14 protein-coding genes and 6 pseudogenes are annotated in these 16,254 nt (G+C 68.3%); 8 read left to right on the forward strand and 12 right to left on the reverse strand.

From position 1 onward, the window contains the following. Positions 1-238: 238 nt before the first annotated feature. The 5 genes and pseudogenes from ACWGH0_RS33060 to ACWGH0_RS33080 all read right to left on the reverse strand — a co-directional run bounded on the left by ACWGH0_RS33060 (position 239) and on the right by ACWGH0_RS33080 (position 5,039). Positions 239-1,561 carry a mannosyltransferase family protein gene (locus ACWGH0_RS33060; protein ID WP_453407969.1) on the reverse strand — a complete coding sequence of 441 codons (1,323 nt, stop codon included), beginning with the start codon at positions 1,559-1,561 and terminating at the stop codon, positions 239-241. Between the two features lie 504 nt (positions 1,562-2,065). Then, on the reverse strand, positions 2,066-2,563 hold the full coding sequence (locus ACWGH0_RS33065; RefSeq protein ID WP_453407970.1) for a SigE family RNA polymerase sigma factor: 498 nt from the start codon (positions 2,561-2,563) through the stop codon (positions 2,066-2,068). Positions 2,564-2,892: 329 nt separating this feature from the next. Then, a pseudogene (locus ACWGH0_RS33070) lies at positions 2,893-3,067 on the reverse strand (transposase); the annotation flags it as partial. Between the two features lie 746 nt (positions 3,068-3,813). Next, a pseudogene (locus ACWGH0_RS33075) lies at positions 3,814-3,974 on the reverse strand (MFS transporter); the annotation flags it as partial. A gap of 471 nt (positions 3,975-4,445) precedes the next feature. Then, positions 4,446-5,039, reverse strand: coding sequence for a hypothetical protein (locus ACWGH0_RS33080; RefSeq protein WP_453407971.1), 594 nt, complete (start codon positions 5,037-5,039; stop codon positions 4,446-4,448). Between the two features lie 855 nt (positions 5,040-5,894). On the opposite strand from ACWGH0_RS33080, the gene ACWGH0_RS33085 reads away from it, so the two are divergent. Together ACWGH0_RS33085 and ACWGH0_RS33090 are read left to right on the forward strand one after the other, a co-directional pair. Next, the gene (locus ACWGH0_RS33085) at positions 5,895-7,274 is read left to right on the forward strand and encodes an FG-GAP-like repeat-containing protein (protein WP_453407972.1); all 1,380 of its coding nucleotides are present in this window, start codon (positions 5,895-5,897) and stop codon (positions 7,272-7,274) included. 384 nt (positions 7,275-7,658) lie between these two features. Next, on the forward strand, positions 7,659-8,513 hold the full coding sequence (locus ACWGH0_RS33090; protein WP_453407973.1) for an NAD(P)H-binding protein: 855 nt from the start codon (positions 7,659-7,661) through the stop codon (positions 8,511-8,513). A 310-nt stretch (positions 8,514-8,823) separates the two neighbouring features. Here the strand turns inward: ACWGH0_RS33090 and ACWGH0_RS33095 are convergent, their stop codons facing one another. Further along, positions 8,824-9,738 (reverse strand): beta-ketoacyl-[acyl-carrier-protein] synthase family protein, encoded by a 915-nt coding sequence (locus tag ACWGH0_RS33095; RefSeq protein ID WP_453407974.1) that lies wholly within the window; start codon positions 9,736-9,738, stop codon positions 8,824-8,826. Positions 9,739-9,879: 141 nt separating this feature from the next. On the opposite strand from ACWGH0_RS33095, the pseudogene ACWGH0_RS33100 reads away from it, so the two are divergent. After that, positions 9,880-10,184: pseudogene (locus ACWGH0_RS33100) on the forward strand (helix-turn-helix domain-containing protein); the annotation flags it as partial. A gap of 222 nt (positions 10,185-10,406) precedes the next feature. After that, positions 10,407-10,679 (forward strand): GlsB/YeaQ/YmgE family stress response membrane protein, encoded by a 273-nt coding sequence (locus tag ACWGH0_RS33105; RefSeq protein ID WP_453407975.1) that lies wholly within the window; start codon positions 10,407-10,409, stop codon positions 10,677-10,679. Between the two features lie 276 nt (positions 10,680-10,955). On the opposite strand, the gene ACWGH0_RS33110 is transcribed toward ACWGH0_RS33105, so the two are convergent. Next, a complete protein-coding gene (locus ACWGH0_RS33110; RefSeq protein ID WP_453407976.1) occupies positions 10,956-11,156 on the reverse strand; it encodes a type II toxin-antitoxin system VapB family antitoxin in 201 nt (66 codons plus the stop codon). Between the two features lie 86 nt (positions 11,157-11,242). Between ACWGH0_RS33110 and ACWGH0_RS33115 the strand changes: the two are divergent. Next, a pseudogene (locus tag ACWGH0_RS33115) lies at positions 11,243-11,608 on the forward strand (amino acid permease); the annotation flags it as partial. Between the two features lie 51 nt (positions 11,609-11,659). Here the strand turns inward: ACWGH0_RS33115 and ACWGH0_RS33120 are convergent. Beyond that, positions 11,660-12,781 carry a catalase family protein gene (locus ACWGH0_RS33120; RefSeq protein ID WP_453407977.1) on the reverse strand — a complete coding sequence of 374 codons (1,122 nt, stop codon included), beginning with the start codon at positions 12,779-12,781 and terminating at the stop codon, positions 11,660-11,662. 112 nt (positions 12,782-12,893) lie between these two features. After that, complete coding sequence (locus ACWGH0_RS33125; RefSeq protein WP_453407978.1) at positions 12,894-13,337, reverse strand: MarR family winged helix-turn-helix transcriptional regulator; 444 nt, start codon at positions 13,335-13,337, stop codon at positions 12,894-12,896. On the opposite strand from ACWGH0_RS33125, the gene ACWGH0_RS33130 reads away from it, so the two are divergent. Then, positions 13,336-13,605, forward strand: a complete 270-nt coding sequence (locus ACWGH0_RS33130) for a hypothetical protein (protein WP_453407979.1) — start codon at positions 13,336-13,338, stop codon at positions 13,603-13,605. The genes ACWGH0_RS33125 and ACWGH0_RS33130 overlap by 2 nt on opposite strands. A gap of 305 nt (positions 13,606-13,910) precedes the next feature. Next, positions 13,911-14,006, forward strand: a pseudogene (locus tag ACWGH0_RS33135) (IS5/IS1182 family transposase); the annotation flags it as partial. A 130-nt stretch (positions 14,007-14,136) separates the two neighbouring features. On the opposite strand, the gene ACWGH0_RS33140 reads toward ACWGH0_RS33135, so the two are convergent. Both ACWGH0_RS33140 and ACWGH0_RS33145 read right to left on the reverse strand, forming a co-directional pair. After that, on the reverse strand, positions 14,137-14,523 hold the full coding sequence (locus ACWGH0_RS33140) for an SH3 domain-containing protein (RefSeq protein ID WP_453407980.1): 387 nt from the start codon (positions 14,521-14,523) through the stop codon (positions 14,137-14,139). 334 nt (positions 14,524-14,857) lie between these two features. Beyond that, a pseudogene (locus ACWGH0_RS33145) lies at positions 14,858-14,965 on the reverse strand (hypothetical protein); the annotation flags it as partial. 13 nt (positions 14,966-14,978) lie between these two features. Here ACWGH0_RS33145 and ACWGH0_RS33150 point away from each other — a divergent pair. Then, the gene (locus tag ACWGH0_RS33150) at positions 14,979-15,380 is read left to right on the forward strand and encodes a hypothetical protein (protein WP_453407981.1); all 402 of its coding nucleotides are present in this window, start codon (positions 14,979-14,981) and stop codon (positions 15,378-15,380) included. A gap of 185 nt (positions 15,381-15,565) precedes the next feature. On the opposite strand, the gene ACWGH0_RS33155 is transcribed toward ACWGH0_RS33150, so the two are convergent. After that, positions 15,566-16,057 (reverse strand): hypothetical protein, encoded by a 492-nt coding sequence (locus ACWGH0_RS33155; protein ID WP_453407982.1) that lies wholly within the window; start codon positions 16,055-16,057, stop codon positions 15,566-15,568. Positions 16,058-16,254 lie beyond the last annotated feature (197 nt).

The following is a 16,254-nucleotide window of genomic DNA, read 5'->3' on the forward strand; positions in this document are numbered from 1 at the left end:
ATCCACCCCCCACCCCACCCCACCCCCGGCCCCCCCCCCCCCCCGGGGGCGGCCGCCGCTCGCACCTCCCGGCCCGGCACAGCTGGAAGTCCCCACAGGCCGCCTACCACGCCCTTCGCGCGTGTTGAGGCTCCCCCGGCACCTACGAGCCGGTGACCAGTGCGCACGACGCCCTGTGGGGGCTGTTTCTTGCTGCAGCCAAGCCTGCTGGAGAAGTCGGTTTCGTCGGGCGAAGCGGCTATCCGGCCCAGCGCCCCGTCATGAAAGCGGCGGCGAAGACCACGGCCACCGGAACGGTCAGGGCGAGGTGGACGGCCGTGAACCACGGTGTACGGCGGGCCCACTGGGCGAGCCCGATCCATAGGGGCCACCACAGGAGGGTGGCGCGCGGGATCGAGGTGTACCAGTAGGAGGTGCCCAGGGCCCATAGGTTAAGGGCGATGTACAGGGCCTCGGGCCAGTGGCGCCGGTGCAGGAGGACGCCGAGGAGGACCAGTCCGACGGTCATCGCGACGAGTTCCGCCTGGAACATGAACGCGTAAGGGGTGGTTTGGGCGTGGGCGAAGGCCGAGTCCCAGGTGTGCGACCAGGCCGTCCACGGCGCGTGGAAAGCGCGATACCAGCCGCGCTCCTGCGCGTGCTTCCAGGCCATCCAGTCGCCGGTGTGCGCGTGGAGGTAGAGGGTGTAGAGGGCCGGTGGTACGCCGGGGAGGGACAGCCACGGCAGCAGGCGCCACTCGCTCCGGTCGGCGCGGGCGGCCAGGAGGAAATGGAGGGCGATCGCGGCGGCGAGGAACAGGCCGCTGATGCGGACGGTCGTAGCGAGCGCGGTCAGCGTCGCGGCGAGGGCCCATGCGTGACGCTGCGCGGCGAGCCAGGCGGGCAGCGCGAGGGCGAGGAACAGCGCCTCCGTGTAGCCGGCGGCCAGGAAGATCCCGCAGGGTGAGACGAGCAGGAAGAGGACAGCGAGGCGGCTGCCTTCGGTGTCGGGCACATGCTGCCGGGCGATGCGGGCCAGTGCGAGGACGGCGACGGCTCCTGCGGCGAGCGAGATGAGCAGCCCGGCAGCGGTCCAGTGCGGGACGACGAGGTGCACGGCCCGTAGGAGCAGGGGGAATCCGGGGAAGAACGCCTCGCGGTTGTCCCTGGCGGCGTCGGCAGGGCCGGCGACTGTGGGGTCGGGAAAGTAGCCGTCCTGGGCGATGTGGAGAAAGTGGCCCCAGTCCCAGTGCTCGAAGGGAGCGAAAACGCCGGCGGCCTCGTGGGTATCGGCGACGGAGGGGAAGAGCCATCGCGTGCAGTACGCGACGATCCACAGGCCGGCGCGGGTGGCCAGGTAGAGGCAGAGCACCTCCGCGTCACCGCGTTGGAGCCCCAAGGAGCGTCGCAGGAGCCCGACGGCACCAGAGGTGCCGCCCGAGGTGCGAGCGGCCCGGCCCAGGGCCGTTCCTCGCGGAAAAGTGGCTGCGTGCTCGGTGGTGTGGGGAAGGGTGATGCGGTCGGTGGTGGCGCGCGCAGCCGCCTGTGCGGACTGACGTATCTCGGGTGGTGAAGCCGGCATTTGGCGCTCTCTCGGGTGGATGCGGGCATGCTCGGCCGCCGCGTGGCCGAAGGCAGGCGCGGGGGAGTCGGACAAGAGTTGAGCGGCGGGTCGACCGGTCAGGGCTGGGTGGTCACGGCCCCGCCGGGCGGCGGCTGGGTGACCGTTGCCGAGGCGCCGTAAGGCCCCAGCGAGGCCGGGGTGGACGAGGGCGGCGTGGTAGCCGAGGGCGGCGTGGTGGGCGACGGCGAGGTTGTGGGCAAGGGGGATGGACGACTGCTGGGCCCGGGAGTACTCGGCGACGGACTGGTGGCCGGGGGCATGGGTGTTGGCCCGCCCGCCACCAGGGCGGCCGCGGCTGCGCCGCCGCCGAGGACCAGGCACACCGCTGTGGTGAGCCCGGCGACGCGGTGACGTCTCACCCGCCTGCCGCGCTCGGCGATCTGGGCGAACGGTGGGGCGTCGGCGCGGGCCTGTCCGGAGTCCGCCGCTTGCTGGAGCAGTCGCCGCAAGGGGTCGTGGGGATCAGGCACCGGGGGCCTCCTCAATGCGTGGGTCCTGCAGGCGGTCGGCGAGTGCGATACGCGCCCGGCCGAGGTGCGTTTTGACGGTGCTGGCTGCCATGCCGGTCTCGGCGGCGATCTGATCCACCGTGAGGTCGCACAGGTAGTACAGGGCCACGGTCCGGCGCTGACGGTCCGGAAGTCCGCGCAGAGCCTCCACGAGGACGACTTCCCCAGGGCCCGGTCCCGCGACGTCCGGCGGCGCGCCGGTCCGCCTCCAGGCGTCGGCGGACCGCCTCCCGAACCGCCACCGGCTCACCGCCAGTCGCCAGGCGACCGTTCTGATCCAGGCTTCCGGCTGCCCGTCCCGATCCAGCTGCCCCCGCCGGGCCCAGGCCTTGACGAAGGCCTCCTGCACCACGTCCTGGGCCTCGTACAGGTCCCCGAGCATCACGTAAAGCTGCCCGGTCAGACGTGCGACCGTCTGGGCGTAAAACTCTTCGAACTCCTCGACGGTCAACAGCCACTCCCGCATCTCTCGCTTCACCCCGCATACGCGCTGCGCACGGTTCTCGGTCTACACGGGACGCGAAGAAGCGTGGTGATGCTCGTCACGCCCGGGGCTTGTCGATCGTTGGGGAGAGACGGGGACGGTGTCGGAGAAGGGTGCGCCGTCCAGACTGCAGGGCTCGCGCCGCGCCGGGTGCTTTCATGGCAGCCGCTACCTCACCCCACTTGGATCACGCTGCCGGGCGGGGAGGGCTTCCCGCGAAGCTGCAGCGCCACCGCGCCCGGATCTCGCGGCCCCCGCTCGCGCGCTCCTGACGACGGCGAGGGGCTGAGCACCGGTCAGCAGAGGACGGCTACGAGGCCGAGAAAGGCTAGGTAGTTGCGGGAATGGCGTTCGTAGCGGTGGTTGAGTCGGCGGTAGTCGGTAAGCCAGGAACCTGTCCGCTCGATCACCCAGCGGCGGCGTCCGAGTCGTTCTGACGACTCGGACGCCGTTGCGAGCGATGCGCGCGGGATGACCACCACCCCGTTATGAAACACCTCAGGTGGGCATCACCGAGAGGAACATCGCATGACCGAGGGACCGGCTGTGCCTGGTATCGGTCTTCGGCGCGCGTCATGTGGCCGGGGCCGGGGTGGGCGACGCCGGGGACCATACGCGCGGGACGGGCACCGCACGCTTCTCATCGCCTACGGGGCGTCGCATCACTTGGACCGGTGTGCGGCAACTGGCGGCAGCGCTCGTGCCCGAAGTGGCGGACGAATTTCTCGCCGTGGTCTGGGCACCGTGGTGCATCAACCTGGACGGCGGGGCCCTCCCGGTCGCCGAGACATCGTCCTCGCTTACCCGCCATTCTGCTCTCCGCCATGGCCTACGACCGGATTCACGGAGTCCTGCTCGCTGTAGGTGATTTCGGCCGGTGGCGGTGGTAGCGCGCGGTGGGCTGCTGCTCGTTCGTGGCGGCCGAGGTCAACGTGGTCCCCCTGGACGATCGTGCGGCGTGGTCGTGAGGCTCAACGACTACGCCGCGATATCCAGCACATGTGTTTCAGCCGGGTCCAGAATCTCGAATGCGCACTTCGGTATGTGGCAGACGCATGGACCTGCCCGCCGCAACGGGAAGCGCGCCGGGTTCGCGGATGACTGAGGGCTCAACTGTTGAACCCGCTCGTCGCCCCGGGTTGGGGATCGGAATCAGGGTGGCTTCGTCTGTGCCTGCAGGGAAATTGGCGGTTGTCACAGCCCTGGAGATCTGGTCCGTAGCCGCCGAGGAGCACGGTGAGAGCAGCGCCAGCGAACGGTGCGACTGCTGCTGCCGTGTGGACGGGTGCGGCCAGGAGCCGGAGAGTCGGCCGTAGCGGGTGGTGCCCCAGCGGTCAGTGATGGCGGTGTCTCGAAGGAAGGTGAGGTTTCTGTGGACCACACGACTACGCCCGAAACGGCGATGAGGAGGCCGGACGCGCCTGCGTACAAGTCGCGGGTGCGCTCAGCCAATGAGAACGCCCCCATTGTCTCCGAGGACGTCTGCGAGCCGGAGAAGCTGCTGCGCAACGAAATCGTGCAGTCCACGTTGACTGGAATCAGCCGATCGCGCTGCTGCACATGGAAACGCTGAGCCACTACACCGACGAGAGCGTGCGCACTCGCAGGGACATCATGCGGGCCTACATCGACGCGTTGCCGTCCGGCTCATGGCTCTGACGTACTGCTCGACCTCGCCCGGGGCGGTGATTTTCACGGCCGCGGACAGCAACTCGACGTGGACCCGGGCGTCTCGGCTGTCACCCCTGAGGGCTCCTCGGTCAAGACCGCCAAGGACCCCTGGAACGCAAAGGATAGCCCTCGCACGGCCGGAACCATGAGAGGGCGCAATCGTGCGTGTTCCAGGTCCTTATGGGCAGGTTTCGCCGAACTTGACGGCACCCACTGAGATCTTGGAGGTGACGGGGACGGTCCTGTTCTTCGGGTCCTGGTCGCAGATCTTCCAGTTGGTGAGCAAAAATACTGTGCGTCCCTGACCGCTGACGTCGTGGAACGAGGTGGCCCGGTATCCGTCGGTGAAGCCTGCCTTTTGAAGCGCTTCCACGAGCAGGTCCCCGGACTTGCCGGTCATGTCGGGGACGCGGGCTTTCTGCGGCGCGGCTGGCTTCGTCGGCGACGGCTTAGGCGCCTTGGCCGGCGGGGGAGCGGTGACGGTTGCAGTGACGGTTGCGGTGACCGTGACGGCAGGGACCGGCTTGACCGCGGCGGGCTTGGCCTCGGAGGGCGACACGGCAGCCGCGATCATCCCGACCACGAGAAAGGCGGCGAGTATGCCGCCACAACCGAGGATTGTCTTGTGCTTGGCGTTGAGCTGATCGCCGGGCTTATTGAGGCCGCCTTGCGGCTGCGGAGGCCAGGGGGAGTAGGCGGCTTGCGGGGCTACATGAGGGGGAGCACCGACGGGCTGCTGTGGGTAGCCGGGGGCAGAGTTGGGCACAGTCATGCATTTGCTCCTGTGGCAAGACAGAGGGGTGCCCCCGACCTGGTGCGGCGAAGTGGGGTTCTCACACTGATGCAGGAGCTAGCGGCGCTCAACATACCTGTTGAACTGTGGACTAGCCAGTGGTCGCAGACGGCGTGATCAACTTCCCATAGGCCAGGTGACCTGCGGTTGGGTCACCGCCGATCCCCGACTCCGCCCGGTGCGCACGCGACGCCTTTGGGCGCCTGCTGCACGACGACTGCACCACGCCCGCTGTCCCGGACTGGCCCGCCTGGGCGCGCCCGCTGGCCCGCGGACCGTGCATGCTTTCGAGCAGGGCGCCGCCGACCGACATCCGCCGTAGCCCCGGCGCGCCACGCCGTCCAAGGCCGGCGGATCGAAGCGGGCATGATCGGGCCGATCAGCGTTTGATGGACGTCTTTGGCCCGGACGGCGGGCTCCAGCACCGCCTCGACGCCCGCCAGTAGGTCTGAGCTGCTGACTCTCGCTTCTTTGCCCTGGCGTCGTCTCATGTCGGTGTCGGTGGTGCACAAGTTTGGCCTGTGCTTCCGAGCGGTGCGACCAACCGGCCGCCCCGGCCGGTGCCCAATCAAGGTCGACCCGACCGGCCGGGACATGCTCCTGAGTGGAGTGGTCGGTCCTCAACGGTTCGTGGGTCTGGTACTGGGTGGTTGTCCGCTGCCGAGCAATCTTGAAATTTTTCAGCGGCTTCGTACAACCCACAGGCCCTTCCAGTGGTCTTCCGTACGCCGTAGGCCAGCCACACCTCACTAAGTCCGGGCCATTTGTGGACGGATGAATCTATCGCCAAGGGCGCCCCACTGCGCCCGGCCGCAAGCAGCAGGAGTCTCCCGCATGCACCAGCACGTCCGTCTCGCCCTGGCGGCAGGCGCCGTGGTCACGTTGACCACCGGTCTGCTCGCCTGCAACCCGTCCCCGGCGGCCGCCGCGGTGGCCAAGCACTACGACGATTTCAACGGCGACGGATACCGGGACATCGCGTACAGGCACGCCTACAGCGGCATCTCCGGACCGGGCGGCTGGTCCGGTGGCGCCGTCGTGATCACCTACGGCAGCGCCCGCGGTCTGGACGCTTCGCGCACCCAAGTGATCCACCAGGACAGCCCGGGTGTCCCCGGCGCGGGCGAAGAAGACGACATGTTCGGCGAAAGCCTGGCCGGCGCCGACCTGAACAAGGACAGCTACGCGGACCTCGTGGTGGGCAACCCCTTCGAGCACGTCGGCGACCAGGAGTACCGCGGATCGGTGACCGTCCTGTGGGGCTCCGCGTCCGGCCTGGCCGGCGGCACCGCCATCACACCCAAGAGCGGGGCCAAGGGCCACTTCGGCAGGGACCTGGTCACGGGCGACTTCACGGGGGACGGCTCCCCTGACCTGGCGATCATCGGCGGCAGCGAGGCGTGGCTGTACCGGGGTGGTTTCACCAAGTCCGGCACCACGGGCAGCGTCAGCGAGATCGACAAGGCCGGAATCAGCTGGGCCTCGTCCGGCCTGGCCGCCGGCAGGGTCGACGGCGACGGCAAGGCGGACCTGGTGGTCCTCGGAGTGCAGGTGTCCGGCACCGACTACAACGTCCGCGCCTGGTTCCTCAAAGGAACTTCCACCGGCCTGTCCTCGGGCGCCTCCAAGACCCTCGCCGCCGGACAGGACGAAGACGGCCTGAACGCCGCCATCGCAGACTTCGACAAGGACGGCTACGGCGACATCGCAGTCGGCGAGCCCGATGAGAGCAACGGCAAGGGCGCGGTCAACCTCTGGTACGGCACATCCTCCGGGCCCAGCAGTACCCGCTCAGCGAAGCTCACACAGGCCACCACCGGAGTCTCGGGCACGCCCGAGGCATACGACGACTTCGCCTACGACGTGTCGGCCGCCGACTCCAACGGCGACGGCTACGCCGATCTCGTGGTGGGCGTTCCCCACGAGGACGTGGACGGCCAGGAGGACCAGGGCGGCATTCACCTCTTCCGCGGCGGCTCCGGCGGCCTGTCCGGCTCCCGCTCCTCCTGGATCCCGCAGTCCGTCATGGGCAGCTCCGAAAAGTACGCGAGCTTCGGCCAGGGCCTGCGGCTGCGCGACTTCAACTCCGACGGCAAGGCGGACCTCGCCGTTGCCTCATCCTCCAGCGCTCGCCTCCTGCCCGGCTCGTCCACCGGACCGACAGCCACCGGCTCCTACGAACTGCCCGAATCGGGCGGCACCTTCCTCGACTGACCTCACCCCGCCCATGGCCACCGGAACAACGCCAGTGGCCATGGGCGGGCAGGAGTACGCATCCCGAGCGCAGCTGCACCACGGCCCCCACGTTCTCCGTCTGGAGGCATGTACGAGGCTCCGCCCTGGAAGTGGCCCCAGGCGCGTCCGTCGGTCTGGACGGTGAGCCGGACCAGGGCGCCGCTCCAGAAGTCGCGGTACAGCGGGGCGATGATGATGTCGCCGGGCCTGACCTGCTCCACGAACGCGTACGGCACTTCGGGCCGGGGTATCGCAGCTGGTGCGAGCCGGCGCTGTGGGACACATGCTGTCCTAGATGCCCCCTAGCGTTGGCTCCTCGACAGGAGAGCCTGCAGACCAGACCACAGCGAGAGGGAGCCCCTCATGACGATTCTCGTGACCGGCGGGACGGGAACTCTGGGCCGTCATATCGTGGAGCGGTTGCTCCGCACGGGCCGGACGGTCCGCGTGCTGACCCGCTACGCCGGCGCCGCCCGACTGCCGCAGGAGGTTGAGGTGGTGGAGGGCGACCTGACCCAGCCGACGTCACTGGCTACGGCGCTGGACGGCGTCGGTGCCATTCACCTGCTCGGCGCCACCGGGGCGGACCACACGCCGCTGCGGGCCGGCGGCGAAATCCTGACGATGGCATCCGAAGCGGGCGTCCGACGGATTACCGTCCTGTCGCCCGGCAACGGGCAGGAGTTGGACGAGGCGGTGCGTGGCAGTGACCTGGAGTGGACGTTCCTGTGGCCGATCGATCTGATGGCAAACACCTTGGGATGGGCCGACGGCATCCGAACTGAAGGGCGGGTCCGCGAGCCGTACGGGGACCGGCGCACCGCCTCAGTGCACGAGGAAGACGTCGCTGACGTCGTCAGCGCCATCCTGACCGACGGCGGGCACGCGGGTCGCAGCTATGTCCTGACCGGACCCCAGCCACTGACCCCGGCCGACAAGACCGCCGCCCTCGCAGCGGCAACCGGCCGCGAGATCCACTTCACGCACCTGACGGACGACCAGGCGCGAAAAGTGTGGCGGACCGAGGGGTGGCCGGAGGAGGGCATCGATTTCATGCTGCGCATGTGGGCGACCGTGCCCGCCACGGTGGCCGATGTGACGTCTTCGGTCGAGCGTGTCACCGGTCGCCCTCCGAGGTGTTTCGCACAGTGGGCCACCGCTCACGCCGAGACATTCCTCCCTGCAGGATCCGGTGTTGACACTCGTGCAACTGAATAGGCTGGCAGAGAATCGGGCTGCAGGCAGCATGGCTCGCCGCCCCGGAAGCTGCGGGCGCGCTTTAACAAGCTGTACGAGGTTCTCGGCCGCACCCCGGCCCCGGCGGCCGGTTGGTTCCTGCGGCAGGCGGGGCGGGCCTGGACCCGGACACCGTCCACCTGGACGACCCGCTGCTGATCGAATGGCGCGGCGGCGGGCAGGCCGTTCGGAGCCAGGAATGCACCGAAGAGCTGGAGGCTGCTCGTGCTGCCACCCGTGAACTGACGCGGGCTCTCAACCACAGACGTTGATCCTCTAGTGTCGCGACAGTTCAGGGGGTGCTGAAGATCAAGACAGCGTTGTGCCCGCCGAATCCGAATGAGGTAGACATTGCGATGTTTATGGGCACACTGCGCGGGCGGCCGGTGACGATGTCAATGTCCCGGCCCGGGTCCTGTTCGACAAGGTTGGCTGTGGGCGGAACTGCCTGGCGTTCCAACGACAGCACAGTCACGGCCGCCTCAATAGCGGCCGCTGCTCCCAAGGCGTGCCCCAGGACGCTTTTGATCGCTGTGACCGGGGGCGTAGCAGCGTCGTACAGCCGGCGGAGCAGCTGCGCCGCTGCTGCGTCTCCGACAGGTGTGGAGGTGCCGTGCGCGCTGATGTGCCCGATGTCTTGCAAGGTGCAGCCGGCGTCCGCCAGGCCCGATAGGACCGCTTGTTCGGCGCTGATGCCGTCAGGGTGGGGAGCGGTGGAGCTGTAGGCATCCGATGTTGCCGCATAGCCTCGCAACAGGGCGCGGATGGTGGCCCCGCGACGTCGGGCCGGGCCAGCTCGTTCCAGGACCAGGATGCCTACCCCTTCGCCGAGTACGAAGCCGTCACGCTCGATGTCGAACGGGCGCGAGGCGCACTCAGGGCTCTGTGTTCGGCGAGACAAGGCACGCATCTGAGCAAAGCAGGTGGCAGTCATCGGGGACCGGGCCGATTCGCTGCCTCCCGCCAGCACGACGTCGACGGTATTGGCTGACAGCAGATCGCGGGCCACGCCCAGGGCTGTCGCTCCGGAAGCGCAGGCACTGGAGACGGTGAAACTCGGCCCTCTCGCGCCCAGGTCCCGCGCGACCTCCGCGGCGACGGCGTTGGGCACGCTCCGGGGCACGGCCACCGGGGAGACGGCCGTTGGCCGCCCTGCGGCGAGATGGGAAAACTCCCTGGTGTAGGTGTCCAGACTGTTGCTGCCCACACCGAGAATGATGCCGTCGCGTTCACCGCGCCAGCGGGACGGGTCCAGCCCGTCGGGCCGCGGCCACAGCCATGTGAGTGAAGCGGTCGGTGCGTCGCGCTTGCTATTGGCCGAGTTCGCTGTCGGCGTCCAACTCTTTGAGACGATGACTACCCCGCCTACACCACGGGCCGGGCCGCCGACATGCTCGGCATCACCCAGGGCTTCCTACGCGCCATCGGAGACGCCCGCCTGATCACCCCGCGGCCTCAGAGGGTGGTCACCGCCGTTACTCCCGCTACCAGCTCCGTATCGCCGCCCGGGCCCGGGAGCTCGTCGATCAGGGCATCCCCATCGAGGCCGCGTGCCGCATCATCGTCCTCGAGGACCAGCTCGAAGAAGCCCAGCGCATCAACGCCGAACACCGCCGCACCGCCGGATCGGCAAACTCAACGGCCGCGGTCTGAGACGGCCGAGACCCGCAAACTTGGGCCAGGCCTTCGCGGCTGACGCCCGCACCCTCTGCCCGGGGCGCACAGCGTACCGGGCATCGCGGGCCAGGCCCCGGGCCGCCCGTACCTTCTCCTCGACCGTTATTGGCCGGCCCCGAATGATCGGTGTTTGAAAACCTCCGCACGGTGCAGACGATCGTTAACACCGGCTTTATTCACCGAGGTAGGAGACGCAGCATGGGCATTGTGGCTTGGATCCTCATAGGTCTGCTTGCGGGCTTCATCGCCAAGGCGCTGATGCCGGGCAGGGACCCGGGCGGCGTCATCATCACCATGCTCATCGGTATCGCGGGGGGCCTGCTCGGTGGCTTTCTCGGCAAGGTCATCTTCGGCGTCGACTCCATCGATGGCTTCTTCGATCTCTCCACCTGGATCGCCGCCATCATCGGCTCCGTCATCCTCCTTGTCGTCTATCGACTGGTCACCGGCAACAAGCGCAGCCACGCCTGACACAGTCTCACCCCGGAGGGAAAGCGGTTCACCTTCTTCCGAGGGCGGCGCCGTCCCGCTGCTGTGGCCATCAGGGCAGCGCCGGACACCAGGTGCAGGAACGTCCACGCTGTAGTGCCCAGTCTCAGAGCGCCCGGTTAAAGCCGGGCCGTGGGGGCATGCGTGTGGTGAGTGAGTGGAACTGGGCATGGCCTGTGGGGCCCGATCGCGGTGCTGGTCGGGCCCCGAGCCGTGTGGTCCGCGGTATCGTGCCGACCCTGGCTGGCCTCGTTGTCGTCAGCCTTGAGGTTCCTGCGGTTTGACTTCGGCTTCGCGCAGGCGCTGGTCCGTGAGTTCGGTGCGTGCCTCGGTGCGGTGTCCTCGGGCGATGTAGTCACGCACGACCGCTTCGACGGCGTCCTGAGGTGAGCCGACCCCGGCCAGGACCATCACTTCCACCACCAGTTCGGCATCGAGACTGACGTTGACCTTGGCCACGAGCGGCCCCCCTTCGTCGGTTTCAGGACTCTACTGAGTGTGTAGGCGTAGGTATTGCCAGGGTGGGTCCGGTGGCGGTGAGGCATCCGTCGGTAAGCGTCCTCGTCACGGCCGTTCTCGCCTCGCTGCTGGCGGTCTACAACTACGCGGCAGGCTTCCAGGGCGTTTTCGAGAACCTGGTCCTGGTCACCACCATCACGGCGACCGTTCCCTACCTCCTGTCGACCGCCGCCCAGATCTACTTCCTTGCCCCCAACCGGTCCGCCCGGGTCAACCGCGGCCGCCTGACCCGCGACGCGGTCCTCGCGGCCCTGGCCTTCGGATTCCCGATGTGGCTGGTGGCGGGCTCCGGCTACGCGGCGGTGTACCAGATCGTGCTGTTCCTGTTCGCCGGAGTGCTGGTGTACGCGTGGATCGCGGCCCGCAAGGCCCGGGCCGAAGCGGCAGCCTGACGGTTCGCGGACCGGGTGCGGACAGTCGCGCACCCGGTCCGCCGGCCGGATTCAGCCCAGGAGTTCCGCGCTGCTCGCCGGCTCCTGACGGGGCTGGCCGTTGAGGCGGTGCCGCTCGATGGAGGAACGGCGGTACACCTCCTCGCGCACCCGCTGTATCTCACCGATCGGCCGGTGGTCCTCGCGCGAGCGCCACGGGGTGATCGACGTGCCGTCCGCGGCGGCGAGGTTCTCATCGCCCGAGATGTCCTGGCGGGGGATGGCGATCCGGGCCACGGTGACCCACGGCGAGAGCTGTTCCGGCCACTCCACGGAAGTGTTGTCGACCGGCATCCGCGTGAGGTCGGCGTTGAGCTGCACCTGCAGCTCGAAGGAGTGGTCACGCTCACCCGCCTCCGCCACCAGCGTGTTGCGGAAGGCCTCGCCGTCGGACAGCACATCGACGCCGTCGTGCCCGATGCGCGCCAGTGAGTCCGGCGTCGGGACGGTCCGCACCTTGGCGATGTGATCGCCGTACCGGAATGCGCCCATGCTGTTGTACGTGTACGAGAAGAGGTTCTTTCGCGGGACCTTGACGAACGACAGCATCGCGAAGAGCTGGTCCCACAGCCACTCGTCAGGCGTCTCCAAAGTTCCCTGGCGGGTGAGGAATTCGCCCATCCACGACTTCCGCCGTGCCGGGTTCACCAGTGCGTCGGGGAGTTCGGCGAACAGTCGCTCGATGACCATGTAGTCGTACGCCGTGTTGGCGAAGAACACGTTGTTGTTGATCAGGTTGAGGTCAAAGGTGGTCGCCTCGGCCTCGTCCGTCAGAAGCGACGTGCCCGGGACGCCGAACATCTTGATGCCCATGCCGCAGGCCGCGCCGAGCAGCGAGTCGGCGCGCAGATGGCCGAGCCCGTTCGAGTAGCGCACGACGGCGTCGTAGGAGGCCGGGGCGGCGAACATGCCCTGGGCGTACGGCCCGGGCAGTTTACCCACGGTGACAGTGGCCTTCACCAGGCCGTACGTCTTGCCGTGGGCCGTACGGACCGAACGGCCCACACCCTGCCGTTCGACGGACTCGCGGGTGCTCCGCCCGACGTTGCGCACGACCTCGTCGAGCTCGGCCTGGTAGGTGGGACGTTCGACGGGGGTGTACGCCTCGTACCTGACGAACTCCATGGTGTCCATGGCGGGAACTCCTTCTTCTGACCTTCGCGGTATCCAGAAGAAAGATAGTGCACGATTTAATTGTGCGCGATGTAACTGTCTGTGATTGATCCCACTCCGCCACGCGTCTCTTTCAGCTCAGCCGCTCGATAAGATCCCGCAGCTGCGCGCGCAGCCGCTCCGCTTCTTCGGCCGACATGCCGTAGCTCTGCCCCATCGCGCCCGGCACCTGCTCGGCCCTGGCCCTCAGCGCCCGGCCCTTCTCTGTCGCCGATACGGTGATCAGCCGCTCGTCGTCCAGCTGCCGCTCCCGCCGCACCAGCCCCGCCGTCTCCAGCCGCTTCAGCAGCGGCGAGAGCGTTCCGTAGTCCAGCCCAAGGACGGTGCCCAGCTCCTTCATCGGAACGTCGCCGCGCTCCCAGACCGCCAGCATCACCAGATACTGCGGATAGGTCAGCCCCAGCTCGGCCAGCACCGGCCGGTACGCCGCCGTAACCGCCCGCGAGGCGGAGTGCAGCGCGAAGCACAGCTGGTCGTCGAGTGCCATGGACACGGCCGGAGGTCTGGTCTCACCCATGTCCTCCATTCTCCGTGATCAGCCGAACTCGTGGTCCACTCTGTTCGCGGCACGCAGCGGTTCGAGACCAAGAGGCAACCCACATGACGGCCACGGCCGAGCGCCGGAGCGGGCCTTCCGCACGCCGAATGCGGGAAGCACCGGGTGGGGCATCGACGCGGGGCAGGGCGGGCAGGAACTGCGGATCGACGCCACCTTGCCGGGCCGGGTCTTCACCAGCGGACAGCCGCACCATGCGTCCGCCGACGACGGCACGCAGCACTGGTGATCAGCCCTGACAGATATTCAGACGCGAGCCCCGGGCCGGACGGAGAACTGCCAGGTCGGGGTCTTCCTTGCCTTTCTCGACGACTGCTAAGTTCGCCGCTACCCCGGCTGGCGACCGTGGACGCCGCCTACGGTCTCAGCAAGGGCTGGCGGACCGAACTTGAGCGGGCCGATGTCTTCCATGTCATGGCCACCACCCGGCAATGGGCAAATACAGGCGCCGGTCGATCAACGTGCGCCCGCGTTCACAGCATAAGCAGAAACGGATCCTCCCAGCTCATACCCCTCACCCTCCCCGAACTCCGACGCCTGAAGTCCTGGCGGATCTTCCGCAGGTCCCGGTGCAGTCCCAACCGCATGACGTCAATCGCCAAGGCCGTCCTCACACTGGAGCTGCGACGCTGGAGAAGCGCAGTGATGAATTCGGGGGCCGGCCGGAGGCAGCGGACGGGCCGCCGGTCGCTGGAGGGATTTCCGGCGGTCGGCGGCCCGTTGAAGGGTTGGGGAGCGGTGTCCTGGGCGCGGGTTACTGTCACTCGCAGGGATAGCTGGTGATGCGGACGGTGTACGCCGCGGCGACCCAGCGGTTGGTGCCCACGTTGCGGAAGCCGTTGGTGGTGGACGCCGACGCGAGGATCGTGGCGCCGTTGGCGTAGGACCCGACGACCGAGTAGCCGGTGCCGGGGCCGCTGCGGATCAGCAGACCGCCGCTGGCGTTGACCCTGTAGTAGCACCGGGTGGCGAGCACACCGGCCGCCGGCGCGAGCTCCACGGCCGCACCCGTCGTGCGGGCGGGTGGGGCGGCCTGGGCCGTGAGACCACCGCCGAGGAGCGCGGCGGCGGACAGGGCCGCCACGGCCGCCGTGCGGGCGGCGGAGCGACGCGGAGACATGGTGCGGCGTGCTGCTTTGACGGTCATGGAATCGATTCCCCTTGCGTCGTCGGTTCTGGGTGCGGAACACGTACGGAGGAGCAGGCCCGGGCCGGCCGAGCGGCGCGTCCTCCCCTTGTCGAAGGCGGCCTACCTCCCGAAGTTCGACGCCGAGCATCCCCCAACACGCCGAACGCCTTGAATGCTCCTGGTTGCCGACACGGGCGGCCACGCCCTTAAGCCATGGCTTAAGGCCACACCGCCACGCTGCGGTTCCCGGCCGGCAGCTCCCGGCCGAGGGCAGTGACACGTGCAGGACGGAACCACCGCGCCGACTGGTGGTGATGAGGCGCGCGTCGCGCAGTGCCTTCGTGTGCTGGCTGACGGCCGCCGGGGAGACACCGAGGCGCGCGGCCAGTTCAGTGGTGTTGCAACCATCGGCGGCTTCGCGCAGCGCGGCGGCCCGGGTACGTCCGAGCAGAACACTCATTTCATAATCAGTTGTGGACGTACCTGGTGAGGGACAGCAGCCGCTCGATCCCGTCTGGCTTGAGATCTCCAACAACGTGTGTGGTGACCTGGCAGGGGCTCCGAGTGCTGCGCTGGTGGCCGAGCGGTTCACCGAGGCCGGCTGGAGTTCCAGATCGGCGTCGTGGGAGTCGTACGAGGTCGAGACCAACTGGTGCCGCCTTGAGGTCGACCCGACCGACGGGGACACACTCCTGCACGGAGTGGTCGATCCTCAGCGGTTCGAGGATCTGGCAGCGCTCGTGACCCGCTTCGGCCTGCGGTTCAGGCTTGAGCTCTATGACGACGACGGGGAACTGCTCCAGCAGACCGAAGCTGCGTGCCCGCCCGACAACACCGGCCTCCGCTCAGCGGAGCCCGGTGCCGTCCCCATATAGCCCGGTGGGCACGAGTCGAGGGGTCACACGCAGCCACTACTCGCGCTCTTGTGCGGTCGGACAGCCGGAGTCCAGCGGGCTGCCGATGTGCCTGGGCGCGATAGTTGTCACCGGACTGTTGCGGCGACCGGCACCTCTCCGCCCGGCTGAGCACGGTAGTTGTCACCGCCTGGGCGCAGAAGTTGTCACCTGCCGTCCAACGAGGACGTTTCACCAATGCCCGCCAGCAGTTGGAACGGCCATTCCGGGTCGGCTTGGCCGATGGCCAGACCGACCCACCGCTCCGAGTTCGGCAACCGCCACATCTGCATGCTGCCGGCGACACCGCATAGGAAGCTGAGCGGCTCGCGACTCGTGGCGGTTGAGTCGGAGTCGTCGAGTCCGAGATAAGGCCACAGGTCAACCGCTTCCGGGGCGCCCCAGCGTCCCGTGAGGATGACGGACAGCGCGGCAAGGTCGGCTTCCAGCTCCCGTTCGGCTGCCTCAACGATCTCGGTACTCCGATCCTCCCAGAAGTCCTGACTTTCACGGAGTACGGCCAGGTGGAAGCCGGGGCCGCTCCACTGGCCGTTTGCTCCCGGCCGGCCGTTCTCGTCCGGGAAGGGCCGGGCGCTCAAGTTGTCGATGATCGACAACTGCTCGGCAGCGTGGTCTCTGGACTGGTGCTGGGGCGGCATGGCCGAAGCCTAGCCTCGCGACTCCGGCCGGTCTTTCGGAGCCGTCCAAGCCTCGTGCAACTCAGGCCGGTGACAGATGGCTCGCCCAGGTGACAACTATCGCGCTCAGTGTGCGACACGAGGTCGCTCCAGGTAAGTAAGGACAGCTGTATGAAGGGAAGTTGAGGAGGCTGGACTTCGGGCCAGTGTCCAGGGCC

This window comes from Streptomyces sp. NPDC054887 (genome assembly GCF_053610585.1).